Genomic DNA, 23,015 nt, shown 5'->3' with positions numbered 1-23,015 from the left:
CCTATCAGCCATCGCGCTCGCCGCCGCAGTCATATTCTGGCTCTGAAAATCAATGAGTCTGGAGCCTAGTCAGTATGCACATTAGAGCCGCCGTACAAGTTCGTGTTACAGTGGCTCTGATGCTTCCGATGACAACAGGCGCTGTCAGTGCTCGCTGAATCAGTTCTGAGCTACCTCGAGGCCAACTGGGGCTGGGCCGCCGGCCTCGCCGCCTCGATAATGGGCCTGACCGCGCTCGCCGGCCTCTTGAACCGCCAGCGCAAGGACGAGGTCGCCCTCTGGCTCATGGGCGCCCACACTGAGGCAGGCTGGGCGAAGAGCTTCACCACCCTCTTCGACGCCGTCTTCGGCCGCCACCACCTGTCGCTCCGCTGCTTCCTCCGCTCCGCCGCTGCGTCCCTCGTCGCCGTCGTCGTCATCTGGCTCCTGATGGGCAGCGCCGAGACCATCGGCCTCCGCCTCCAGGCCGACCTGACGCTCGGCACCGTTCTGATCCTCGGCCTCGCCATTAACGTCGCCGCCGACTACGCCTCCCTGCTCGAGACCCGCCACCTCCTCGCCCACATGCCCCGCCGCTGGCTGGCCCAGGCGGGCGTCCTGATCCTCGACCTCCTTTTCTCCGCCGCGATCATTTGGCTGGCCATCTTCGCCTACATCCGCAGCCCCCTGCACCAGGGCGAGATCGAGTCCTTCGCCGAGATCCTCGGCATCTTCTCCATCTTCTCGGTCTTTTTCTACTCGACCTTCCTGACCTCGGTCTGGACCTGGGCCTACGTCGCCTCCACCTGGCTCATGCGCGCCGCGAAGCGCCTCCGCCTCGCCGACTGGCTCGACGTCGAGCACCGCCCCATCCTCATCCTCTCCAACCTCGTGGGTTTGGTGACCTTCCTCGGAGCCCTTGCCTTCTCGGGCCCCATGACACGCGACGAGGAGGGGCTGACCGCGGCGGAGCGGACGCTATGCTCCGTCTTCAAGGGACGAGTCTGTCTCGATGTCGCGACGCTGACTCCTTTGGAGCAGGCACAGCTCGACTTTATCACCCTCGCTTGTGAGGGCGGCGTGACCAAGGAATGCCTGGAACGCGGCCTTGAGATCTATGAAGTCGACGGCGAGAGTGCTGCTCGTCTCTGGCAGGCCGGTTGTTACGGCGGAGATCCGTCGAGTTGTGGGCGTCTCGGCTTTCTGTACCAATATGGTCTCGGTGTGACTGCTGACACGGATCGCGCCGCAAACCTCTTCGAGATCTCGTGCGACGAGGCGGATCCGATCGGATGCACCAATCTTGGATACCTCTACGAGCGGGGCGAAGGAAGGGACCAGGATACCGGGCTCGCGGCGGAGTTGTACCGACAAGGATGTGACGGCGGGAATATGGTCGCTTGCACCAATCTGGGTCGCTTTTACCACTATGGACTGGGCCTGGAGGCCGATCCATCTCGGGCGGCAGCGCTTTACCGGCAAGGCTGCGACGGCGGTTTACCGCGGGGCTGCAACAGTCTCGGCATACTCTACGACGAGGGCTTTGGGGTCGCGCAGGACCAAACCGTCGCGGCCGAGCTATATCGGCAGGCATGCGACGCTGACCACGCCACCGGATGCAGTAATTTGGGTTTGCTGCATATGCTGGGTTTCGGCGTCGAACGTGACGAGAGTGAAGCGCGGCGCAACTTCGAAAAGGCCTGCGCTCTCGGCCGTCAGCAAGCGTGTGATTGGGCAAAGGACTCGCCCTAGGCTCGTTCGACGAGAGACCTTAACGCCATAGCTATATGTTCCAGCGAAGCGAAGTCATACGTGCGCCACGAGGTCGGCGAGCGAGACGTCCCCGCGCCGGGCCCACTCGTCGAGGAGCGGCCGGCGGAAAAGCCAGATGGTGTCCGGCCTGTCGGGCTGGTCCATCACCGACTTCTCATTCAGCGGCATGCCCAAAAAGAGGCTGGGCATTTGAGCGATACGGGGCCGAGGTTGAGGTATGAGCCTATCTGCATTCGAACCCGAAGCACTCATCCAAGCAAATCAATCGGATGGCCTGCTGCCGGTTTCGTGGACACGAAGATAAGATTGTGACCATGGAACTGGAGAGTGGATATGACGAGACGGAAGTTCAGCCGCGAGTTCAAAATCGAGGCGGTGAATCTGGTGACCGAGCGCGGCGTGACGGTGGCCCGGGCGTGCCGGGATCTGGACCTGGCGGAGAGTGTTCTGCGACGGTGGATGCGTGAAGCGACGGTGGCGCCTGCCACTGCCTTCCCCGGCAATGGCCAGCAGCGCGCCGAGCTGGCTGAGATCGCGGCCCTGAAGAAAGAGGTCGCCAAGCTCAAGGCGGAGCGTGACATCCTAAAAAAGGCCGCGGCCTTCTTCGCGCGGGAAGCGACATGACGTTCGCGTTCGTTGCGAAGCATCGGCATATCTGGCCAGTCAGCTGGATGTGCGACGTGCTGGGCGTCTCTCGGTCGGGCTTCCACGCCTGGCTCAAGCGACCGATCAGCGCCCGGGCGAGCTACGACGCGAAGCTCGTCTTGGAGATCGACAAGAGTTTCAAGGCCAGCGACCGCACCTATGGCGCCCGTCGGGTCTGGCGCGACGTGCTCGAGGAAGGGTTGACCTGCGGGTTGCACCGGATCGAGCGCCTCATGCGTCAGAACGCTATGAGAGCGCGACCAAAGCGGCGCGGGAATCCGAAGGATTATGGCGAACGCTCGGTCATCGCCGACAACATACTCGACCGCGACTTCCAAGCCGACCGGCCGAACCAGAAATGGCTGGCCGACTTCACCTACATCTGGACCGCGGAGGGCTGGCTCTATGTCTCGGTCGTGCTGGACATCTTCTCCCGGCGCGTCGTCGGCTGGTCCATGAAGGCGGACCGGGATGCCTCACTGGTCATAGATGCCCTGATGATGGCGGTTTGGCGGCGCGGCAAGGCCGACGCTCTGCTCCACCATTCCGACCAGGGCTCGCAATATACCAGCGAGCAGTTCCAGCGCCTGCTGCTCGACAACGGCATCACCTGCTCCATGAGCCGGGCGGACAATGTCCGGGACAACTCGGCGATGGAGAGCTTCTTCTCGTCGCTGAAGACCGAACGGACGGCTCGCAAGGTCTACCGGACCCGCGACGCGGCACGCGCCGACGTGTTCAACTACATTGAGCGCTTCTACAATCCGAGACGACGCCACTCAAAGCTGGGCTATCTTAGCCCCATGGCGTTCGAGGACCGCGCTATGCAATCCTAACCCGGTGTCCACGAAACCGGCAGCAGGCCACATTCGCCAGGTCAGGGATCGACCGAGTAAGGCTGTACGATTGGCAAGAAGGAATATGGCGGCCACGGTCGCCAGCAGAACGATTGCTTGTGAAAAGGGTGCGAGTGGCACGGTCTGCGTGGCAACACGATAGAGATGAGCGTCGATCGCCTCATTGATGGCACCAGCGACAAAACTCTGGGTGGGTGGGGGTGCGACCCCTCGCGTCACTGACAGCGTGGTCGGCCACAACTTTCCCTGTGCCTCGAGGCTGGTCTCAAGCCAGACGTGTAACTCTTCAGGTGTATTAATCAATTCACCGGTGGGCAGAAGTCTGGTTCTTGCATATTCGAGAATTGCAAACTTCAGTTCGGTGCGACCCGGTTCGTCTAGATAATCGGTCCGAAGAAAGGCCGTCCCTATCGCTGCTGCTTCGTTGGTTGCCGCGTCCTTCATCGACTGGGCGATCGAGAGGGAGTTGCCGTATGAAAAAGCCAGGAGCAACCCGACAAGCCCGAGAAATGCACCCTGGGCTGTTTCGCCGAGCAGCCTTTCGACGCCCATGCCGCGTTCGATAAGTCGTCGTCGCCGAAGTCTTCCCGTCCAGAAGCCCATGAAAATAGCGAGCGGGAGGCCCACCAAGATAACCAGACCCACCTGGAAAAGGCTGTAGGTGGCTAAGGTTACGTCGGTGTATTCGGCCGCGGCAGTCGTTGGTTCCATTGGTCCGGTAGGCGCCCTTCAAAACTGTATGAAACCAGTAAGACTGAAACCGGATCTACCTGCACCAAGTTTTTGGCTTCCCGGCAAATAGACCAAGTCCAAACCCTTTTGGTTGGAGGTCCATTTCACAAACCAACCCTCCATTGGCGCCAGAGGCGGGTCTGGATATGGTCCTATCGCGCTTCTGGCCGCCAACCTAACCATCGTCCGCATAGTCCGCCAATGGGACGTTGGACGTACGTGCAGCGAACGACCGGATTTGAAACCGGCTCTGAAGGCTTTCGCGAACGACCACATCTGCGGTCGCTAGGTGGTGATTTCGCGCTCGCAGAGAATATCAGGAATCCGCCGTTGTTGCTGGATGCGGCGCGGTTCACCTATGAGTGGAATCGGCTCTGATCAGCCCTTTTTGCTGTTCGATCCAACCATGACTTTGATCCGGGTCTCGGACGTTGGCGTTAGGCGGTTCTTGGCTGGAAAATGGGGGTTGAGACACGCTGGTTCCAACGATCGGGAGGGGTCGACACTTTCTGACTTGGCAGGCAGGCTATGGCGGAGACCATCCGGTTTCCAGGAAACCAAAGTCAGATACGATCAGTGGACCAAAAATTCGATGACGACGAAGCATGTAATCGTGTCAGGGCAGGTCCAGGGTGTTTGGTATCGGGCTTGGACCCGCAAACAAGCTGAGACGCGTGGCATTTCAGGCTGGGTACGCAACCGTTCGGACGGATCGGTTGAGGCGTTGCTGTCAGGGGAAGATGAGGCGGTCGAGGCTATGATTGAAGCGCTACATGGGGGCCCCGACACTGCAAGAGTGGTCAAAGTGCAGGTCAGGGATGCAGATGCGCCGGCAGAGTCCGGATTTCAAGTCACAAGCTGATGGCACCTCGCCGAATATGTTCTGGGTGGCAGCTGGTCCCAGGTCAATCGAAGCACCGTAGTAAAAGTCGGGCATTGGGCCCGGCTGTAAAAGTATCTGCGGCACCTTGGGAACTGATTATCTTTCAATTTTAAGGCGTTGCCTCGCTTACTGATCGATGCAACCGGCAAGCCCCTTGACGCCGGAAATCGCATGAAATAGGTCAAGCCTGCCGAGAGCGGGCGTTGTGTAGTGGTAAGACCTCAGCCTTCCAAGCTGATGACGCGGGTTCGATTCCCGCCGCCCGCTCCAAAAAATCACTTCCGACAAATAACCGACAAAGTTTGTGGATCGTTTCCGACAAACTACCGACAAAAAAAGATAATCTGGATTTTGCCATTTTGTCTTCCAAGCTGATGACGCGGGTTCGATTCCCGCCGCCCGCTCCAAAGAATTTTCTTCAAAATCGGAAGAAACAACCGCCTTTCGCGACAGGTGTTTCCGCTGCGCGTCGACCGCGCTAATGCGCATCTCTCGACAACTAACCCTTGCAGCGCAGGCGACAGCCTGCAAACTCGCGCCCGAGGGGACGGTCCGAAACGCCCGGACCGGCTCGAGGAGGACGATATGCAAGATACTCTGATCCGCGACGCGCGGATTTTCGACGGCACGGGCGCCCTGCCCTTTGCGGGACACCTGCGCGTCCGCGGCAACCGGATCGCCGAGGTCATCCCCGACGCCGAATGCGACACGCCGCCAGACCCGCGCGGCGCAACCGAGATCGACGCGGCCGGACGCTTTGTCATGCCCGGCCTCGTCGAGGGGCACGGGCACATCTCGTTCATCGACCAGTCCGACCTGATGGACCTCGCGCTCATCGGGGCCGAGGAACACACGCTGGCCACGATGCACAACGCGCGCAAGCTGCTCGATGCCGGCTTCACCAGCGTCAACAGCGCAGCCTCCGCCAAAGTCAGGCTCGACGCCGTGATCCGGGACGAGATCGCCTCGGGACGCATCCCGGGACCGCGCCTGCGCGCGGCGAGCCCCGAGATCACCGTGACCAGCGGTCTGGGCGATGCCAACCGGATGCATGTCAAGCTGCACACTTTCGGGCTGGTGGTCGACGGGGTGGACGAGATCGTGTCGACCGTGCGGCTTTGCATTCGCGAGGGTGTCGACAACATCAAGCTTAACATCTCCGGCGACATCTTCATGCCGCATGCCGACAGCTTCTCGACCGTGATGGCCGACCCGGAGGTGCGTGCGGCGGTGGAGACAGCCCACGCCCATGGCAAGCGCGTCGCCGCCCATTGCCGCGCCGCGGATTCGGTCAAGCGCGCGGTGCGCAACCGAGTGGACATGATCTACCATTGCGACCATTGCGACAGCGAGGCGCTCGACATGCTGGAAGAGGCGCGGGACTGGGTGCTGACCGGACCCGCAGTCGGCGTGATCATCAAGTCCATCGAGACTCTGGAGGCCGCCGGCGATCCCAAGCTGCAGCCGCAGGTCGACGAATTGCGCAAGGTGTTCGAAGACAACTGCCGCACCCACGCCGAGATGAAAAAGCGCGGCATTCCCATCGTTGTCGGTGGCGACTACGGGTTCTCCGTCAACCCGCAGGGCACCAATGCGAACGATCTGGAGCATTTCGTGACCCATTACGGATTCTCCGAGGCGCATACGCTGCATTGCGCGACCGCCATCGGCGCGCGGGCGATGAACATGCCGGACGAGCTTGGACTGCTGCGCGAAGGGTACCTGGCCGATCTGCTCATGCTCGAGGGCGATCCGCTGACCGACATCACCCTGTTCCAGGACCAGGACAACATCGCGCTGATCATGAAGGATGGCGCGGTCTACAAGCACGGGTCGGGCCGCCCGGACACCCGCCGGATCGCGGCGCAATGAGCGGTGCCGGAACCGAGCCGGGGCTGCGCGAGCTGCTCGACCGCCCGGGACTGCGTCTGGGCACCTACATCGGAGAGTTTTCCTCGCACGGTCTGGGCCAGATCCTTGCCACGGCGGGCTGCGACTTTGCCTTTGTGGACATGGAGCATAGCGGTTTCGGCTTCGAGACGGCGGCAGGAGTGCTGCGCGGCTTGCACGGGGCCGGTGTCGCGAGCCTGCTGCGTGTCCCGTCCGGCGCGCGCCACCACCTCCAGCGTGCTGCCGACATCGGCGCGCAAGGTGTCATCGTGCCGATGGTGGGCTCGATCGATGAGGTGCGCTCTGCCATCGCCGCGCTGAAGTATCCGCCAGAGGGACAGCGCGGCGTCGCACTGGGCCTCGCGCATGACGACTACGGGGTCGCGCCCATCGCCGACACCTTCGCAGTTGCCAACCGACGCGTCTGCTTCGTGCCGCTTATCGAGACCGCCGAAGGGCTCGAGAATTGCGAGGCGATCTGCGCCGAGACCGGGGTCGATGCGATCTGGATCGGACATCTCGACCTGACAAGCTCATTGGGGATCCCCGGCGCTTTCGACGACCCGATCTTCACGGAGGCGATTGCACGGATCATGGCGGCGGCGCAGAGCGCCGGAGTGCCGGTCGGCCAATTGGTGATGCGACCGGAGGACGGCGCGGCGTGCCATCGCGACGGCAGCGACCTGATCTGCTATTCCTCGGACATCTGGCTGTTGCGCGATGCGCTGACGCGCGGGTTCGCCGAGATCCGCGCTGGCCGCGACTGAGCCACGCATGGTGTCCGCGCAAGCGGGAACCGTTAGCAGCGGTTTCGCAATGCCGACCGTGATCAGGTGGCGGCGGGCGCGGGCTGGGGCTCGGAATTGAGGTCGATCAGGTCCGGCTCGCCGGAATCAAAGATCGACGGATCCTCGACCGGGTTCACGTAGTTCGGATCGTAAACCGGAGCGGGCGGCAACGGGTCCGCGGGCGATGTGATGATCGGTGCCGGCGGCGGCACGGGCGTCGGATTGACAACCACCGTTGTGGGCGGTTCGCAGGCCGACAGCGCGATAACGCAGCCCCCAAGTGCAAACATCAGCTTTCGTGTCGTCATATGCGGCGTCTTCCCTGTCGCGGTTGTCGCCACTTTACGGTAAACGCGCGCGCAGGCAATTCGCCGTTGCCGCGTTCCCGCAACGCTAGGGCCAAACAGCAACAGCGCGCCGTCCGGGACGGCGCGCTGCATGACTGATGGATCAGTGGATACGTCAGTTTTTAAAGGCGGGACATCCACTCGTCGACGCGACGGTGGGCCTCTTCCTTCGAGTCGCCGTAGCGCTCCTGGATGATGCCCTCGAGTTTTTCGCGATCGCCTTCGGCGCGATCGAGGTCATCGTCGGTGAGCTTGCCCCACTCGTTCTGGGCGTCGCCCTTCAGCTGCTTCCACTTGCCTTGGATCTGGTCCCAATTCATGGTCATCTCCTTTTTTCTTTCGGAATTACTGGTTCGAAAACGCCGGCCACTCGCGATTGTTCCCAAGCATCCCGGCATTCTCCGCTTTCGCGCGCATGCCCGCCGATCCGATCCGCTGCAGGCTGTCGCGGCGCCTTCGTCAAGGCCGAAAAAGATTTCAACAAAATTTGGCGAAGCGCGGAACCGGTGCGGGCACAGCACGTTGACATGCCACAACCAATCAAAGCTAAACGCTTGAAAAGAGGAGTGTTATTATGAAAAATCTGCTTCTTACGACGGCCATCGTCGCCGCCAGCGCAACGGCCGGCCTCGCCCAGAGCGACGCCGCTTCGCCATTTGCCACCGAGGCCGGAGAGAATGCCGTGCGCGCGTCTGATTTCATCGGAATGCGCGTGTACGCCAGCGAGACCGAGGTGTCCGACGGCGCCATGGAAGGCGTGCAGGCGGACTGGGAAGACATCGGCGAGATCAACGACGTGATCCTCAGCCGCGAGGGCGAGGTGCAGTCCGTGCTGGTCGACATCGGCGGTTTCCTCGGCATCGGTGAACGCCAGGTTGCCATCGACATGGACGCAGTGCGCTTCGTTTCGGACGACGCCACGGATGCCGACGACTATTTCCTGGTGCTGACCGCCGACAAGGCGATGCTGGAAGGCGCGCCGGAGTACACCGAGAACCGCGACATGGCTGCGGCGCAGGTGTCTTCCGAGCAGGCGACCGGCGCCACCCAAACCGATGAGGCAACGACCGAGACCGCCGAGGCCGACGCAGAGCAGCCCATCGGCGAAGCGGTGACGGAAGAGACGGCCGAAGCGACCCAAGACGCCGAGCAGGCGACCGAAAACGCTATGGAAGAAACGGCCGAAGCAGCCGAGGGCGCCGAGCAGACGACCGAGAATGCACTGGAAGAGACGGCTGAAGCAACCGAAGAGGTCGAGCAGGCCACCGAGACTGCTGCCGCTGACGCCGAAAACGCGATGGAAGAGATCGCAGCAGAAGCGGACGTGGCCGAAGGTGAGCCGGTGGTCGCAGAGGGCGACATGCAGACCGCGATGGCCCACGACGGCTATTCGCCCGCTTCCGCCGACGTCATCAGCGCCGAAACGCTGACCGGCGCACGGGTCTACGACGCCAATGACGAATGGATCGGCGAAGTCTCGATGTTCCTCCTCGGTGAAGGCGATGCCGATAACCAGGCGGTCGTCGACGTGGGCGGCTTCCTCGGCATCGGCGAAAAGCCGGTCGCGCTCAACATCGAAGAACTCGACATTCTTCAAGCCGATGACGGCGACGATGTGCGGGTCTACGTTAGTATGACAAAGGACCAGCTCGAAGCCATGCCGACCTTCGAGAAGTGATGCAGTTCACCTGAACGACCGCGGGCCTGCCGAAAACGGCAGGCCCGTTTTCTTTGCGCCAGGTCGCTGGACCAGCTAGCCTGATCCGGCGCTGGTCTGTGGCGGGAACAACCAAAAGCGGAGCTTCGGTGTGGGCGACAAGCGACAGGATCACGATACCAGCGAAGAGATGCGCGACGCCACCGACGAAGAGGCGCGCAAGATCACAGAGAACCAGGAAGAACTGGAGGACGCGACCGAAGAGGAATCGGTCGACGCCGCAGCGTCTCTGTCGCCGCGACTGATTTACGAGGTCATTCGCCGGGATGGCGAACACGAGCTTGCACGGCCGACCTCTTCGCTAATCTGGTCGGGTGTCGCCGCGGGTCTTCTGATCAGTTTTTCGGTTGTCGGCGAAGCGGTGTTCCGGACCCACCTGCCGGACACGCAATCGCGCTATCTCATCGAGAATCTGGGGTACAGCTTCGGTTTCCTGCTGGTCATCCTTGGCCGCATGCAGCTTTTCACCGAGAACACCATAACGACCGTTCTTCCGATCATGGCGGATCCTCGCCCGATCATGTTCGCGCGCATGATCAGGCTCTGGGCGGTCGTTCTCGCCGCCAACGTCTTGGGGGCCTTCATCGCGGCCGCAGTGATGATCTTCACGCCGGTCATCCCGCAAGAGCTGTTGCCGGCAGTTGCGGAGCTGTCGGAACACGCGCTTTCCTTCGCCCCGCTCGATGCCTTTTCGCGCGGCATTCCGGCAGGAATGCTGGTTGCGGCGATCGTCTGGATGCACCCGCAGGCCAAGCAGGCCGCCTTCTTCATGATCATGGTCTTCACCTGGCTGATCGCCGCCGGCGATTTCACCCATATCGTCGCCGGCTCGGTCGAAATGGCTTACATGCTGCTGACCGGGGCGACCGGGACCATGGATGCCCTGTTCGGGTTCTTCGTGCCCGTGCTTTTCGGCAACATCATCGGCGGAACGGCGATCTTCGCCCTGCTCGCATACGGTCAGGTCAAGGAAGAAATCTGACCACAATCAGAGCAGCGGCCGCCTGCGTTCGCCCTCGCGTGCCGAGACGGCCAGCTCGGCGAGCTTCTCGATATCGTTGATATGCAGTTCACCCTCGGTCCAGTTGGCAAGCTGGAGATCGCGCAAACGGGCCAGTGTCTTGTTCGTGTGTACCAGCGACAGGCCCAGCGCATCGGCAAGGTCCTGCTGGCGATAGGGCAGCGGCATGTTGCCATTCTTCAGCATCCCGAGCGATCCGGCGCGCTCGTAGAGCCGGACCAGCGCCCATGCGACCGCCTGGATCGCGGTGCGCTGGCCGACAACGGCCAGCGTTTCGCCGAGGAAGTGTTCTTCCGATGCGGCCAGCCAAGTCAGATCGTAGGCGCGTTCCGGATAGGACTTGAAGAGGCTCCAGATGCCGCCGCGGTCAAATACGCAGAGGCTCATCTGCGAGGTGGCTTCGACCGAATGTCCCATCTCTCCCATGATCCCGGCCTGCAATCCGATCAGGTCGCCGGGAAAGACGAAGTTGAGAACTTGGCGCCGGCCGTCCTCGAGCAATTTGTAGCGCAGCCCCTGCCCCTTCAGGACGGTAAAAAGCTGTGGGCTGTTCGATCCTTCAAGAAGGATCGTCGTGCCGGCGTCGATGTTAAGTTCGCCGACCTTGAAGCGTTCCATGAACCGGATCTCCTCGGCCGAGAAGGCCATGAAGACGTCCAGCTCGCGCAGAGGACAGTTAGAGCAATCGACCGCCATCTATTTCTCCACCCCTATGTCCTAGATTAATGCAGTTCGATCCAGCGACCGGCATAGTGTAGCGGCTCGCCGTGCCAACTTGCCAGAGACATGACGCTGATATTGATTGAAAAAGATCCGTTCGTCGCGCTCGATCTGTCACAGATCGTGGCGCGCCTTCTGCCGCATGTCGAGATCGCGCATTTCTCGAGCCTGTTCGACGTCGAAAGCGGTCGGCAGGAGTCAGGACAAGCGGATTACCTGATTTTTCGAACATCATCGAACCGCGATGACGCACGCGCGAGCCTGTCTGCAGCTCAACGCTTTGCGCGGTCTGTTCTCGCAATCACCGACAGCCTGCACCGCGAGGACTGGGATGCAGGAGATGTCGTGCTCGTGCCGCAACCCTTCACCGAGTCCGGCCTGCGCGACGGGATGCTCAGGTGGACTTCTTCTTCGCCGCAACCCCAGCGCTGAGACCGCTGAGAAATGCCGTCACCAGTGCCGCCGCGTCGGTGCCGGCCGGCGGCGGAGCCGCGGCCGTTGCGGCTGCGGCCGCCCGGACGCTGTGTGGCGTACGGCGTGACAGGCCGACGAAGACCAGCCCGAACCCGACGTAGATCACTCCGACCACCAGCGCTGCGAGCCCCGCGCCATGACTGGCTGCGATGACGATGAACAGGGCGACGGTCAGAAACGCGCAGCCGATCACGATGCAGAGCAGGCCGCCGGTTAGCAGACCTGCCCTGCGGGCGGCCAGAGCCGCCCTAAGCCTCATTCCCTGGAACATCTCAGCGGCGTGCGCTCATCAGCCCCACGAGGAACCCGAGGCCCGCAGCGATACCAAGCGCAGTGCCGGGTTGTGTCCGGACAAACTCGCGCGCCTGCGCCTCGGCGTCACGGGCCTGCTGCACCACCGCGTCCGCGGCTTCGCTGCCCTTTTGCTTGGCCACTTCGGCCTTGAGCGCCGCAAGCTCGGTCAACTCGTCCTTCTTCGCCTTACCCAGCCCCTTGAGCGTCTCGGTCAACGTGCCGAGATCGTCCCGCAAGGTAGCAATCTGTGCCTCAAGGTCGGCTGTCGTCGGTTCCTTCTTCGATGCGGATACGACGTTAGACTGTGCCATGGGTAGTAAACTCCTGATTGTTCGAAATTTCCGTCGGTTAACGCGATCGTCGCGCATTCGTTCCAGCGGACCTGCGACGATTTGTCTGGAACAATGCCCCGGGCGGTCGGTTTTCCCATCATGAAACCGCGTGCGCTTCCAAGAAGCGTAGGACGTTCCGGACCGAAAGGACAGGAAAATGCTTCAATGGTCAGTTGTTTTCCTTGGCATCGCAGCAACCGCTGCCGTGTTCGGCTTTGGCGATATCACAGTGGCATCGGCCGAAGTGGCCCGCGTTCTTGCGGTCACATTCTTCGGACTTTCCATCGCCGTGATCGTCGTACGCGTCGCCCATTCGCTGAAGTGACACGACACAAACCACGCATCCGCTCGCGCGTCGCGCGAGCGGCAATTGATCAAAGGAGTATACCATGACCTCGCCGCTGAACGTCGTTCCCGATACCAACGAACCGAAGACCGGTGTCAAGAAGCACGCAGCCGTTGCCGAAGGACTGACCGATGTCCTGTCGGATACATATCGGCTGATGTTCAAGACACACGCCTATCACTGGAACGTCGAGGGCCCGCTGTTCTACTCGCTCCACAAGCTGACCGAGGAACAGTATGAGAACCTCTTTCAGGCCGCCGACGATCTGGCCGAGCGTATCCGCGCGCTGGGACACATGGCACCGCTGAAGCTCGACGACATCGTCAAGGCCTCGACCGTCAAGGATCTCGACAAGACACCGAGCGCGAAAGAGATGGTCACCGACTTGGCTGCCGATCATGAGCGCATCGCGCATCGGCTCCACGCGCTGGCCGAACTCGCAGCGGAAAATCGCGACGTGGTGACGGACGATCTCGCGACCGCGCGCTCGGCTTTCCACGAACAAGCTGTCTGGATGCTGAACGCCATCGTTGCCGACTGACGCCTCACGATTTTCGACAAGCGCAAAAAAAAAGGCCCCGCAACCGCGGGGCCTTTTCGTTTCTTAAGAAAGGTGTGGACGTCAGGCTTTCAGGGTTTCGGTCGATGCAAAGAACATCGCCTGGCTAACTGCCGACTTGACCTGATCTTCCTTGTAGGGTTTCGGAATCAGGAACGCAGGCTCGGGCCGCTCGCCGGTCAGGAGCCTCTCAGGGAAAGCGGTGATGAAGATCACCGGCCGGTCACCGAGATCGCGCAGGAGATCGTTGACCGCATCGATGCCGGACGAGTTGTCGGCAAGCTGGATGTCGGCGAGAATGAGGTCCGGTTGTTCGCGATTGCCCATCTCGACCGCCGCATCGCGCGTGCGGCTGATGCCGACGACCTCGTGGCCGAGGTCTGAAACAATATCCCTGAGGTCGGCCGCAATGATGGGCTCGTCTTCGATGATCATGATGCGCCCTGCGACCGCATCCTTCATGTCGTGCCGCGCGGTCTCGATCAGGTGGCGGACTTCGTCGCGATCCGTGCCCATGATCTCGGCGATTTCGGAAATCGAGAAATCCTCGATCGTCGACAGCAGCAGGGCCTCGCGCGTATTGCTTTCCAGGCTTGCGAGGTGCCTGTGGGCGCGGGCGACCGGGCCGTCGTCGTCGACGGGCTCCATGGTCGCGCCGGAACTGACCCAGATCGCGTGAAAGCTCTTGAACAGACCTACCCTGACAGATCCCGCCTCTTCGATTGCCGACCGGTCTTGGAGGATCGACTCCAGCGTTGCGACGGCATATTTGTCACCGCTCGACTGGGTACCGGTCAGCGCCCGGGCATAGCGGCGCAGATAGGGCAACTGGCCCGCGATCTGATCCGAAAAGTCCGGGGTTTCATTCGCTTGAGACATGTTGTTTTGGCCTTTTTCGAATTTTTTTCTGGAACCAAACGGGCGGAGGGGTGTTTGGTTCCGCAAACCTTGTGATAAAGACGAAAAAAGTCGAGTTCCAGAGAGTGCTTATGACCTCAGAGAAGGACGAAACGTCCGACAGGGTCGCGTCTATTATCGACGCGAACCTCAAGCTTGTCTATTCGGACCTCGTTCAGGAAGAGCTTCCCGACAAGTTCAAGGACCTGCTTGCCGTGCTCAAGGCGCAGGACGCGGAGGCCAAGGACTCCAAATGACCACCGCAGATGCCAGAGACGAGCTGGTTGATCATCTTCCGGCCTTGCGGGCGTTCGCCCTGAGCCTGACGCGCAACGGGGCGACGGCCGACGACATGGTGCAGGACACGGTCGTCAAGGCGTGGACGAACATCGACAAGTTTCAGGCCGGCACCAATATGCGCGCGTGGCTCTTCACCATCCTGCGCAACACCTACTATTCGAGCCGCCGCAAGTTGAACCGTGAGGTTCCCGACGTCGATGGGGTGTTCACAGCAAGCCTGTCGGTGAAACCCGATCACGACGGCCGGATGAATTTGCAGGACTTCCGTCAGGCTTTCGAACTTCTTCCCGACGAGCAGCGAGAAGCGCTGATCCTGGTCGGAGCCTCGGGGTTTTCCTACGAGGAAGCGGCAACCATGTGTTCCGTTGCGATCGGCACGATCAAGAGCCGTGTCAACCGCGGGCGCGCGCGCCTCGCCGAAATTTTGAAGCTGGATTCGGACAGCCCCATGGAGCTGACCGACGGAGCGACCATGGCCGTCCTGACGGACGGAGGTAAAGTGGCCAGGTGATTTCCCATGCAGATGGATGCCAAGTGGTATCACAGCCTGCGGTTTCGCATGCTCGGTCTGATGTCGCTGGCACTGCTGCCCATCGGCCTGATCGCGATTAGCCAAACACAAAGCGTTTCCGAAAAGGCGCAGGAGAATGCCGAGCTGGCCCTGCTCGTGCTGACCGAAAGTGCCGCACTTGAACAGCGGCTCGTGATCCAGCGTGCATTCGGAGCGGCTCAGGGCCTTTCGGCGTTGCTGCCTGAAATCGCCGACGAGCGCGAAGGCTGCGTTGCGATCATGTCCGACTTCGTCGAGCGTTCGCCCAGCTTCAGCTTTGCAGGGTTCTTGCCGGTGTCCGGCATCATGACATGCTCTTCCTCGGGCAAGCTGCTGGATTTTTCGACCTACGCGGACTTCGACGACGCTGTCGAGAGCGCAGAGCCGCGCATTTTCATAGAAAGTCAAGCCGGTGGAACCGCCACGTCGCTCATGACGGTTTCGCAGCCGGTCAGGTCACCCGGCGGTCGCCTTATCGGGTTCATTCAGGTTTCGATTCCGCACACGCCGCTGCAGACCGAGAGGTTCGAAGATCCCTCCGGCGCGCTGATCGACATTATCACGTTCAACAATAACGGAGAGTTGCTGACCGCGGCCCAGGGGCTTGAGACTGCCCCCTTCCGGCTGCCCAGCAACGTCACTCTCGACAGTCTGATCGGCGAACCGGCGCAGGCCTTCACCGCCAACGATCGCAACGGCGATTACCACAGTTTCGCGGTGGTCCCGATCGACGAGGACGCGATCTACGTCATGGGGATCTGGGACAACGAGCGTGAACTGGCGACCGAGGCCAGCTGGGCGGTACCGGCAACGCTCTTTCCGGCACTGATGTGGCTGGCCTCTCTCGGAGTGGCCCTGTTTTCGATCCACCGCCTTGTCACCAGCCACGTGCGCCGCCTTGGCGTGCAAATGGCCGATTTCGCCCGTTCCAGGAAGATGCCGCCCGAGCCCAAATCGGTGGGCATCCCGAGCGAAGTCCAGCGAATCCAGAACGCGTTCCTGATGATGACCGACTCGATCCTGCGTGACGAGGCGCAGCTCGAGGATGCGGTACGCAGCCGCAATGCGCTCATCAAGGAGGTCCACCATCGCGTCAAGAACAACCTCCAGCTCATCTCGTCGATCATCAACATGCAGATCCGCGAAACCGACGATGCCGGAACCGCCCGCGTGCTGCGCCGGATCCAGGATCGGGTGCTCAGCCTCGCCACGATCCACCGGGATCTCTACCAGACCTCCACCGGCGGACAGGTCGATGTCGGCCATCTGGTTCAGGAGATCGTCGAAAGCTCCATCGATATCGGCACGACGGATCACGACGACGTCCGGCTCGAAACCGATATTGAACCGATCCGCCTCTATCCCGACCAGGCCGTGCCGATGTCGTTGCTGGCGGCCGAAGCCGCGACGAACGCGATGAAGTATTTTGGTGCGAAGCCGGGTCAGACCCCGCACATTTCGGTCAGCCTGAAGGCGGATGCGGACCGGACCTGCCGCTTCGAGTTCATCAACTCCATCGGCGAAAGCCGCGAGTTCGAAGGTACGGGCATGGGCACGCAACTCATCAACGCTTTCGGGATCCAGCTCGGGGCTGACGTCAAGCTGGAGGAGACCGAGGATACCTATCGCGTAAAGGTCACGTTCAAGGCAGCCGACTTCACGCCGGAGGTGATGGATTTCTGATGGAACGCGAAACCGCCAGCAGCGACGGGAAGGACGTCGAGTTTCTGATCACCGCCTCCGAGGCCTACCCCGCGTTCGAGCGGGCGTTTCTCGCCACGCGGCGCGAAGCGATCCTGTCGTTCCGTATCTTCGACCCCTGGACCGAGCTGCGTTCGTCTGAAGCCCGGGAGATCGGCAAGACATGGTTCGACCTGATCGCGCACAAGTTGGCGCAGGGCGTCAGGCTGACGATCATCGTGAACGACTTCGATCCTATCGCCCTGCCCGACATGCACCGGGTCAGCTGGGAAAGCCTGCGCTCGCTCGTGGCCGCGGGCGAAGCCTCCGGGCGTCCGGAAAACCTCGAGGCACGCGTGGCGATGCACCCCGCACGGGTCGGCTGGCTGTCCTGCCTAGGCTTCTGGCCGCTTAGCCGAAAGGAGCTTTCGGGCACTGCGAAGCGTATCAACGATCTTCCGACCCGCGAGAGACAGCGGTTTTACGAGCGCACCCCGTACCTCTGGCGGCACATGAAGCTCGAGCGCGGGTTGCTGCGGCTGATCCACGGCGTGCTGCCGAGGCTGGTCCCGGTCACCCACCACCAGAAGCTCGCCGTCTTCGACCAGGAGGTGCTTTACATCGGCGGCCTCGACCTCGACGAGCGTCGATACGATTCCAAGCAACACGAAGAGCCGGCGGACCAGACCTGGCATGACGTCCAGGTCTTGGTGCGCGGCGGACCCAAGGTCGCCGACGCCCATGCGCACCTGAAGACCTTCGAAGCCAGCACTGCTGGGGCCACGCCGCCCGAACTGCCCAATGTCCTGCGCACGCTCTCGCAGCGACGCGACAGCGGTTTCTTGCACCTTTCCCCGCGCTTCTGCCTGCGTGAGATCGAAAGCGCGCATCGCGTTGCCGTATCGCGTGCCCGGCGTCTAATCTATCTCGAAAGCCAGTTTTTCCGCGACACGCGCCTGGCCAAGCACTTTGCCAAGCGGGCCGACGAAAACCGCGACCTGACGCTCATTCTCGTGCTTCCCGCCGCCCCGGACGATGTGGCGTTCGAAAACCGCTCCGGCGGTGACGCGCGCTACGGTGAGTATCTGCAGGCCAAATGCGTCGACATCCTGATGACCGGCTTCGGCGATCGCATGACGCTCGTGTCGCCGGCGCAACCCCGTCGCGGCACAGAGACCGGCCGTGCCACGCTCTACGACGCACCGCTCGTCTACGTGCACGCCAAGGTATCGGTCTTCGACGACACCGAGGCGATCGTGTCGTCGGCCAACCTCAACGGCCGCAGCCTGAAATGGGACACCGAGGCTGGGATCCGGCTTGACGATCCCGGAGCGATCGTGCGCTTCCGGGAGCGCCTCTTCTCGCATTGGCTCGGCCCGGATGCCGGCCCGGAATTCTTCGACCCGAAGACTGCGCAGATCGCCTGGCGCGAACGGGCGCGCAGCAACGCCCGGCTCGCCCCCGAAGACCGCGTGGGCTTTATGTTGCCCTACGCATCGCGTCCGGCCAGAAGGTTCGGGCGCAATTTGCCGGGCATTCCGGAAGAGATGGTCTGACCCAGCGCCGCCTCGGTCAGCGAGATCATCCAGATCAGCATAGGGATGGCGACCATGCCGCCCAGCGGGCCCCACATCCAGATCCAGAACACCAGGAACAGGAACACCACCAGAGGGTTCACCGCCATGCGCTGCCCGACCAGCGCCGGGGTCACGAACTGACCTTCGGTGGCGTTCATCAGCAGGTAGGCGGCTGCCGGTGCGACGCTGATCGCGCCGTCGAACACGACCAGACCCGCGACGAGCAGCATACCGGCCAGCATGATCGGGCCGAGATAGAGGATGAAGTTCAGCAGGAAGGCCATGAGCCCCCAGAATCCGGGGCCTGGCATTCCGAAGGCGTGCATGACACCGGTGACCAGCAGTCCAAATGTCGCGTTGATCGAGGCGATGGTCAAAAAGTACCGGGCCACCCGGCGTTCGGCGGTGATGAAATCCTCGTTCTTGAGACCTTCGATGGAGTTCCCGAGCCAGGCGTAGATGTCCTTGCGCGTCATCAGGAAGAAGTAGAACGCACCGATGAAGATCATCAGTTGGGCGACGAATGCGGGTGCGAAGAACAGCGCATCGGTCACTTTCGGAATCGCATCGGTCGCACCGGTGGTGGGAGCGGCGTCTTCGGCGGCGTCCGGATCGACTGCTTCCGCCACGTCCTTCGCGATTTCGTCTAGACCCAGAAGCATTGCGCGCACTGTCTGCACCGCTTCGCGCAACTCGGTCCAGATCACTGGCGCGCGAGCGATCGCACGGCTGACGTAAGGCTCGATGAAGAACATGATCGCGACGATGACGACTACCGCAAGTCCGGCGGAAAAGAAGGTGGCAACTGAAGGCCGAAAGCCCAACCGATCCATGCCGTCGGCCAAGGGCGAGAGAACGACACCGGTCACCATCGCCGCGATCACCGGCGCAAAGAATTCCGAGGCCTCCCGGAGGGTCACGAACACGACGACGGTGGCGAGGATCGCCAGGCTAATCCGGATCATTCGGCTCCGCTCATTTCATGGGTATTTTCGTTCACGGCAATGACAGTCCCAAATCGTCGCCCTGGGATCTTGCAATTGTCTCGCGGTTCCGTGGCGCTCGGTCGAGGCGAATTCCCGACCCGGCGCTGGTCTTGGGGATAGACAGGACTTCGCACCAAGCCGGAAACTCGTGGTCAAACGCGCGACGGGGCAAATGGTTCCGCCATGGGCGAGCGATTCTGCGATTACGCGCGCCAAAGATGCGCGTCGATCATGCCGATGCGCCCGCGGACCGGCAAGGAGAGGCTTGTGTCAGGCGGCCTCGGCTCCGGTCCACCCTGACGTGCGAGCACCTCCCCGGTGGCAGCAATGCTCGCGCCCGCGTCCTTGGCGACTTCCATCAACCGGCTCGCCAGGTTGACGGTATCGCCGGTGACCGTGACCTGCTGCTGGCGCGCGCCGCCGAGCCGCGACAGGATCACCGGACCGGCATGTATCCCGACGCGCGACCCGGTCGCCTGCCCTGTCGCCTTTAGCGTGGCGATCGCAGCGACGAGGTCGAAGCCGCAGGCAAGCGCATCCCGGGCCGCCGGAACCGGGTCGCCCTTCAGACCGAAGACCGCCATCGCCCCGTCGCCCATGTAATTCAGCACGACGCCGTCGTGGCTCTCGACCATATCGGTCGTGACCTGGTGAAACCGCTTGAGGAAGGTTTGCGTCGCGTCCGGGCCCAGCGCCTGCGAGAGCGCGGTAAACCCGCTCAGATCCACGAACAACACCACCAGATCGCGGGTTTCCGGGCTGCGAAGAAAAGCGGGATCGCTTGCGATCAGGTCGGCGAGTGCCGGCGACTGAAACGCCTTCAGCGCGTGCATCCCGCGCGTTGTCCGCGCCGCCTCGCGGCGCTCGTAAAGATGCCGCGCGGTGCCCGCGACCAGAATGACCGGAAGACAGATGGCCATCGGCAGGCCCGCGCTGAGCCAGATGCCGCCTGCGAACGAAAGCCAGGTGCCGGCGAGGCCCGCCAGCACAAGGCCCGCCGCGACCGGCACGCCCACCGCCAGTGGCAGGCAGACCACGATTGCAGCGACGCTGGCCGCCAGAAACATCGAGAGTGCAAGGTCGATGCGCCGGGTTGTCGTGTCGCGCCGCAGGGCTTCGCCGCCCAGAAGCTGGTTCACGGCGGTGGCGATGACCTCGACCCCGGGCATGTCCTGCCCGAAGGGCGTGGCGAAGCGGTCGCCGAAGGCCGTGGCCGTGAACCCGACGAGCACGGCGCGATCCTCCAGCATCGGACCGGCCGCGCCCGACAGCACATCGAGTGCGCCAACCGTGGGGATCGTTCCGGACGGTCCCAGCAGGCGCAAAGGCATCTGGGATCCGGTATCCAGCGGAACCTCATTCTCTCCGACACTCACGCTCGCGGCCCCCACCCGGACTACGCTGCCCGCGCGCGCCGCAGCCACGCGCAGCGCCAGAGACTGCATCAGACCGGCGTCCGTCGGCATGACCATCGGGACATGGCGCGGTGTCCCGTTACGGTCCGTCGAAAGGTTGACCAAGCCCACGGGGGCAACCTTCGCGAAGACGGGTTGCGGCCCCAGCACATTAGGCGGCCCAACGGATGGCGCGTCGCCGTCGAACCCCGCCCCCGCGGCGATCACTGCCTGCGTCTCGCCAAGGATCCGGGAGAGTTCCGCATCGATCTCCGGGTCTCCCGGATCGGCCAGGATCACGTCGAGCCCGATGGCTCGTGGCCCCGCCGCGCCGATCGCCGCAACAAGCCGGGCCAGCCGCGCACGCCCGTCGAGCGCGCCGAAGTCGGGGTCCGCGAGGGCGGCGTCGTCGATGGCGACGATGATCACCTCGCCGGTCGGTTGCTGCCGACCGAAGCTGACCAGCCGCAGGTCGGTCAATATGGCCTCCAGCCCGTCGACCGGTCCGGGCCGGGACGACAGGTGCGGCCATGCGATGGCAGCGGCCCAGCAGGCGGCAAGGACGGCGGCCAGACCGGCGCGCCACCATGCCGCCCGCCTGCTCATCTGCCGAAGCGCGCCAGCAGCGCGGCGACGCGCGCCGCGCCCCATGTCTTGACCTCGAGGGCTTCACCGGGGGTCACGTCGACGCCTTCGCCCTGTTCCAGAAGCACGTCGTCACCGCCTGCCCGTGTCTGCTGGACCGAGACGGCTCCTTCCACGACGAAGACAGATGTCGCCTCGTCCGCAACGTCGACAGCGAAGACCGTGCCGCGCACGGCGGCAATGGCATGCGGTGTGCGGACCTGCCGGGGGCCGGATCCAGGCTGCGACTGCACCAGGATCGCGCCGTCCTCCAGCGAGAGACGGCGTGGATCGGCAGCGACAAGGCCAAGCTGCGTCGCGGCCTCGATCTCGACGACAAGGCCGCCCTCGCAGGTCAGAACCGAGCGGTCGGGGTCAGTGGCGGCCGTGACGGCACATCCCGCCGGAACCTGCGCCAGAACCGGCGACGCGATCAGGGCAGAAGCCAGCGCCGCGGCGACAAAACGAATGGGGATCATGAAATTCACCTCGCGAATGCCCGGCCGGGCAACAATCCTCTCCCCGGCCTCGACGGAGGTTCTAGCATCGCGCGCATCGGCCCAAAAGCCCGATCCAGACCCGCGAACGCAAAGAAGGCGCGGAGAGCCCGCACCTTCTTCGCATCCCTTCAGACCGTCCGGCTACTGTCTAACCCGGCGTTTCACAACGGGGCGGTCAAAAGCGGTGATCGTGACGTCAGGCAACCGTTTTGTCGGCGGCAAAGAAGCGGTCGCTCCGGCCCGGCTCGGCCGAGTCGAGAAATTCGCTCAGGACCGGAGCGAGATCGGGATCGCGCCGGGCGATGTGCAGCGCCGCAGCCAGCATCCCGCGCTTCGATCCGCAATCGAAGCGGATACCGGAGAACCGGAACCCCGACAGCCCGATTTCTGCGATGCCGCGCGCGATTGCATCGGTCAGCTGGATCTCGCCGCCTGCGCCCGCTTCCTGGGTCGACAGCGCGTCGAAGATGTCCGGATGCAGGATGTAGCGCCCGACGACTGCGCTGTTCGAGGGCGCCTCGTCCACGCTGGGTTTCTCAACGATTGCATTCGACTTCACGAACGCCCCCTCCTGCGTCAGCGGCGACAGGATTCCGTAGCTGGAAACCGTCTCCGGATCGACGTCCATCGCGGCAACAAGATGGCCGGAGTCGCAGGAAGCGTAGGCGTCGATCATCTCCGCAAGGCAGCCGCGGCCCCCGAGGATGAGATCGTCCGGCAGGATGACCGCCACCGGCCCCGGCAGCACGTGCTCGTGTGCCAGCAGGACGGCGTGGCCAAGTCCGAGCGGTTCATCCTGCATCACGAAGACGACGTCGTGACGCTGCTCGTCGATCGCCGCATCCTTGAGGCGTTGTTCAAGCCCTGTCTTGCCGCGGCCGCGCAGCATCTCGCGCAGGCCGACGTCGTCGCGGACGTGCCGCTCGATGGCTGATTTCGAGGGATGGCTGACGAATATCATGCGCTCGACACCGGCGTCGCGCGCCTCTTCGATGGCATACTGGATCAGCGGCGTGTCGATAACCGGCAAGAGCTCCTTCGGGGTCGCTTTCGTCGCCGGCATGAATCTCGTCCCCAGACCGGCCACCGGGAAAATCGCCGTCCGCACCCTGTTGTCACTCATTACCTGTAGACTCCCTGCTATTGTTTG

The 23,015-nt window shown here is 62.8% G+C and carries 25 protein-coding genes, 1 tRNA gene and 1 pseudogene; 15 read left to right on the top strand and 12 right to left on the bottom strand.

Annotated features, from left to right (window positions below):
* The first annotated feature begins 147 nt into the window (after nucleotides 1-147).
* On the top strand, nucleotides 148-1,731 hold the full coding sequence (locus tag R5H30_RS18125) for a tetratricopeptide repeat protein (RefSeq protein ID WP_318330007.1): 1,584 nt from the start codon (nucleotides 148-150) through the stop codon (nucleotides 1,729-1,731).
* 57 nt (nucleotides 1,732-1,788) lie between these two features.
* On the opposite strand, the pseudogene R5H30_RS18120 reads toward R5H30_RS18125, so the two are convergent.
* Nucleotides 1,789-1,926, bottom strand: a pseudogene (locus R5H30_RS18120) (metallopeptidase family protein); the annotation flags it as partial.
* A 159-nt stretch (nucleotides 1,927-2,085) separates the two neighbouring features.
* On the opposite strand from R5H30_RS18120, the gene R5H30_RS18115 reads away from it, so the two are divergent.
* A protein-coding gene (locus R5H30_RS18115) for an IS3 family transposase (RefSeq protein WP_318330006.1) occupies nucleotides 2,086-3,233 on the top strand; the annotation gives its coding sequence in 2 pieces (ribosomal slippage) (nucleotides 2,086-2,335 and nucleotides 2,335-3,233; 1,149 coding nt in all).
* Here R5H30_RS18115 and R5H30_RS18110 read toward each other — a convergent pair.
* Nucleotides 3,177-3,965, bottom strand: a complete 789-nt coding sequence (locus tag R5H30_RS18110) for a hypothetical protein (RefSeq protein ID WP_318330004.1) — start codon at nucleotides 3,963-3,965, stop codon at nucleotides 3,177-3,179. The genes R5H30_RS18115 and R5H30_RS18110 overlap by 57 nt on opposite strands.
* A gap of 361 nt (nucleotides 3,966-4,326) precedes the next feature.
* Here R5H30_RS18110 and R5H30_RS18105 point away from each other — a divergent pair, with 361 nt between their 5' ends.
* From R5H30_RS18105 to R5H30_RS18090, 4 genes are all read left to right on the top strand, one after another.
* Entirely contained in the window at nucleotides 4,327-4,848 is a 522-nt protein-coding gene (locus R5H30_RS18105; protein ID WP_318330002.1) for an acylphosphatase, read from the top strand.
* Nucleotides 4,849-5,065: 217 nt separating this feature from the next.
* Nucleotides 5,066-5,139: transfer RNA gene (locus R5H30_RS18100), tRNA-Gly, on the top strand.
* A 315-nt stretch (nucleotides 5,140-5,454) separates the two neighbouring features.
* Entirely contained in the window at nucleotides 5,455-6,741 is a 1,287-nt protein-coding gene (locus tag R5H30_RS18095; protein ID WP_318330001.1) for a metal-dependent hydrolase family protein, read from the top strand.
* Nucleotides 6,738-7,526 carry an HpcH/HpaI aldolase family protein gene (locus R5H30_RS18090; RefSeq protein ID WP_318329999.1) on the top strand — a complete coding sequence of 263 codons (789 nt, stop codon included), beginning with the start codon at nucleotides 6,738-6,740 and terminating at the stop codon, nucleotides 7,524-7,526. Before R5H30_RS18095 ends, R5H30_RS18090 begins: the two co-directional genes overlap by 4 nt.
* A 62-nt stretch (nucleotides 7,527-7,588) precedes the next feature.
* Here R5H30_RS18090 and R5H30_RS18085 read toward each other — a convergent pair whose 3' ends face one another.
* Both R5H30_RS18085 and R5H30_RS18080 read right to left on the bottom strand, forming a co-directional pair.
* Nucleotides 7,589-7,987, bottom strand: coding sequence for a hypothetical protein (locus R5H30_RS18085; RefSeq protein WP_318329998.1), 399 nt, complete (start codon nucleotides 7,985-7,987; stop codon nucleotides 7,589-7,591).
* A 29-nt stretch (nucleotides 7,988-8,016) separates the two neighbouring features.
* Nucleotides 8,017-8,214 carry a CsbD family protein gene (locus R5H30_RS18080; RefSeq protein WP_318329997.1) on the bottom strand — a complete coding sequence of 66 codons (198 nt, stop codon included), beginning with the start codon at nucleotides 8,212-8,214 and terminating at the stop codon, nucleotides 8,017-8,019.
* A gap of 254 nt (nucleotides 8,215-8,468) precedes the next feature.
* On the opposite strand from R5H30_RS18080, the gene R5H30_RS18075 reads away from it, so the two are divergent.
* On the top strand, nucleotides 8,469-9,572 hold the full coding sequence (locus R5H30_RS18075) for a PRC-barrel domain-containing protein (RefSeq protein ID WP_318329995.1): 1,104 nt from the start codon (nucleotides 8,469-8,471) through the stop codon (nucleotides 9,570-9,572).
* Nucleotides 9,573-9,741: 169 nt separating this feature from the next.
* Complete coding sequence (locus tag R5H30_RS18070; RefSeq protein WP_318330009.1) at nucleotides 9,742-10,593, top strand: formate/nitrite transporter family protein; 852 nt, start codon at nucleotides 9,742-9,744, stop codon at nucleotides 10,591-10,593.
* Between the two features lie 6 nt (nucleotides 10,594-10,599).
* Here the strand turns inward: R5H30_RS18070 and R5H30_RS18065 are convergent, their stop codons facing one another.
* Nucleotides 10,600-11,328 (bottom strand): Crp/Fnr family transcriptional regulator, encoded by a 729-nt coding sequence (locus R5H30_RS18065; protein ID WP_318329993.1) that lies wholly within the window; start codon nucleotides 11,326-11,328, stop codon nucleotides 10,600-10,602.
* Nucleotides 11,329-11,418: 90 nt separating this feature from the next.
* Here R5H30_RS18065 and R5H30_RS18060 point away from each other — a divergent pair, with 90 nt between their 5' ends.
* Nucleotides 11,419-11,784, top strand: a complete 366-nt coding sequence (locus R5H30_RS18060; protein WP_318329992.1) for a hypothetical protein — start codon at nucleotides 11,419-11,421, stop codon at nucleotides 11,782-11,784.
* Here R5H30_RS18060 and R5H30_RS18055 read toward each other — a convergent pair.
* On the bottom strand, nucleotides 11,747-12,085 hold the full coding sequence (locus R5H30_RS18055; RefSeq protein WP_318329991.1) for a hypothetical protein: 339 nt from the start codon (nucleotides 12,083-12,085) through the stop codon (nucleotides 11,747-11,749). The two genes, R5H30_RS18060 and R5H30_RS18055, sit on opposite strands and share 38 nt — an antisense overlap.
* 13 nt (nucleotides 12,086-12,098) lie before the next feature.
* Nucleotides 12,099-12,431 (bottom strand): ElaB/YgaM/YqjD family protein, encoded by a 333-nt coding sequence (locus R5H30_RS18050; RefSeq protein WP_318329990.1) that lies wholly within the window; start codon nucleotides 12,429-12,431, stop codon nucleotides 12,099-12,101.
* A 178-nt stretch (nucleotides 12,432-12,609) separates the two neighbouring features.
* Here R5H30_RS18050 and R5H30_RS18045 point away from each other — a divergent pair, with 178 nt between their 5' ends.
* Both R5H30_RS18045 and R5H30_RS18040 read left to right on the top strand, forming a co-directional pair.
* Nucleotides 12,610-12,777 carry a DUF1328 domain-containing protein gene (locus tag R5H30_RS18045; protein ID WP_318329989.1) on the top strand — a complete coding sequence of 56 codons (168 nt, stop codon included), beginning with the start codon at nucleotides 12,610-12,612 and terminating at the stop codon, nucleotides 12,775-12,777.
* A gap of 64 nt (nucleotides 12,778-12,841) precedes the next feature.
* Nucleotides 12,842-13,339 carry a Dps family protein gene (locus R5H30_RS18040; RefSeq protein WP_318329988.1) on the top strand — a complete coding sequence of 166 codons (498 nt, stop codon included), beginning with the start codon at nucleotides 12,842-12,844 and terminating at the stop codon, nucleotides 13,337-13,339.
* An 81-nt stretch (nucleotides 13,340-13,420) separates the two neighbouring features.
* On the opposite strand, the gene R5H30_RS18035 is transcribed toward R5H30_RS18040, so the two are convergent.
* Complete coding sequence (locus R5H30_RS18035; protein WP_318329987.1) at nucleotides 13,421-14,236, bottom strand: response regulator; 816 nt, start codon at nucleotides 14,234-14,236, stop codon at nucleotides 13,421-13,423.
* Nucleotides 14,237-14,346: 110 nt separating this feature from the next.
* Here R5H30_RS18035 and R5H30_RS18030 point away from each other — a divergent pair, with 110 nt between their 5' ends.
* Genes R5H30_RS18030 through R5H30_RS18015 form a run of 4 tightly spaced genes read left to right on the top strand, consistent with a single transcriptional unit; the run spans nucleotide 14,347 to nucleotide 18,340 of the window.
* A complete protein-coding gene (locus R5H30_RS18030) occupies nucleotides 14,347-14,511 on the top strand; it encodes a NepR family anti-sigma factor (protein ID WP_318329986.1) in 165 nt (54 codons plus the stop codon).
* Nucleotides 14,508-15,065: an RNA polymerase sigma factor gene (locus R5H30_RS18025; protein WP_318329985.1), complete on the top strand. Its 558-nt coding sequence runs from the start codon at nucleotides 14,508-14,510 to the stop codon at nucleotides 15,063-15,065. The genes R5H30_RS18030 and R5H30_RS18025 overlap by 4 nt, the downstream gene beginning before the upstream one ends.
* 6 nt (nucleotides 15,066-15,071) lie before the next feature.
* Entirely contained in the window at nucleotides 15,072-16,787 is a 1,716-nt protein-coding gene (locus tag R5H30_RS18020) for a histidine kinase dimerization/phosphoacceptor domain -containing protein (RefSeq protein ID WP_318329983.1), read from the top strand.
* Complete coding sequence (locus tag R5H30_RS18015; protein WP_318329982.1) at nucleotides 16,787-18,340, top strand: phospholipase D family protein; 1,554 nt, start codon at nucleotides 16,787-16,789, stop codon at nucleotides 18,338-18,340. The genes R5H30_RS18020 and R5H30_RS18015 overlap by 1 nt, the downstream gene beginning before the upstream one ends.
* Here the strand turns inward: R5H30_RS18015 and R5H30_RS18010 are convergent.
* The 4 genes from R5H30_RS18010 to R5H30_RS17995 form a co-directional block, all read right to left on the bottom strand.
* Complete coding sequence (locus R5H30_RS18010; protein WP_318329981.1) at nucleotides 18,274-19,326, bottom strand: AI-2E family transporter; 1,053 nt, start codon at nucleotides 19,324-19,326, stop codon at nucleotides 18,274-18,276. The two genes, R5H30_RS18015 and R5H30_RS18010, sit on opposite strands and share 67 nt — an antisense overlap.
* A gap of 224 nt (nucleotides 19,327-19,550) precedes the next feature.
* Nucleotides 19,551-21,347 carry a CHASE2 domain-containing protein gene (locus R5H30_RS18005; protein WP_318329980.1) on the bottom strand — a complete coding sequence of 599 codons (1,797 nt, stop codon included), beginning with the start codon at nucleotides 21,345-21,347 and terminating at the stop codon, nucleotides 19,551-19,553.
* Nucleotides 21,344-21,844, bottom strand: a complete 501-nt coding sequence (locus tag R5H30_RS18000; RefSeq protein WP_318329979.1) for a FecR domain-containing protein — start codon at nucleotides 21,842-21,844, stop codon at nucleotides 21,344-21,346. Before R5H30_RS18000 ends, R5H30_RS18005 begins: the two co-directional genes overlap by 4 nt.
* A 217-nt stretch (nucleotides 21,845-22,061) precedes the next feature.
* Nucleotides 22,062-22,928: a UTP--glucose-1-phosphate uridylyltransferase gene (locus R5H30_RS17995; protein ID WP_318329978.1), complete on the bottom strand. Its 867-nt coding sequence runs from the start codon at nucleotides 22,926-22,928 to the stop codon at nucleotides 22,062-22,064.
* Nucleotides 22,929-23,015 lie beyond the last annotated feature (87 nt).

The sequence above is a fragment of the Roseobacter sp. FCG-D35 genome (genome assembly GCF_033436665.1).
Classification (GTDB): Bacteria; Pseudomonadota; Alphaproteobacteria; order Rhodobacterales; family Rhodobacteraceae; genus JAWQFO01.
This window is presented reverse-complemented; position numbering and strand designations above follow the sequence as displayed.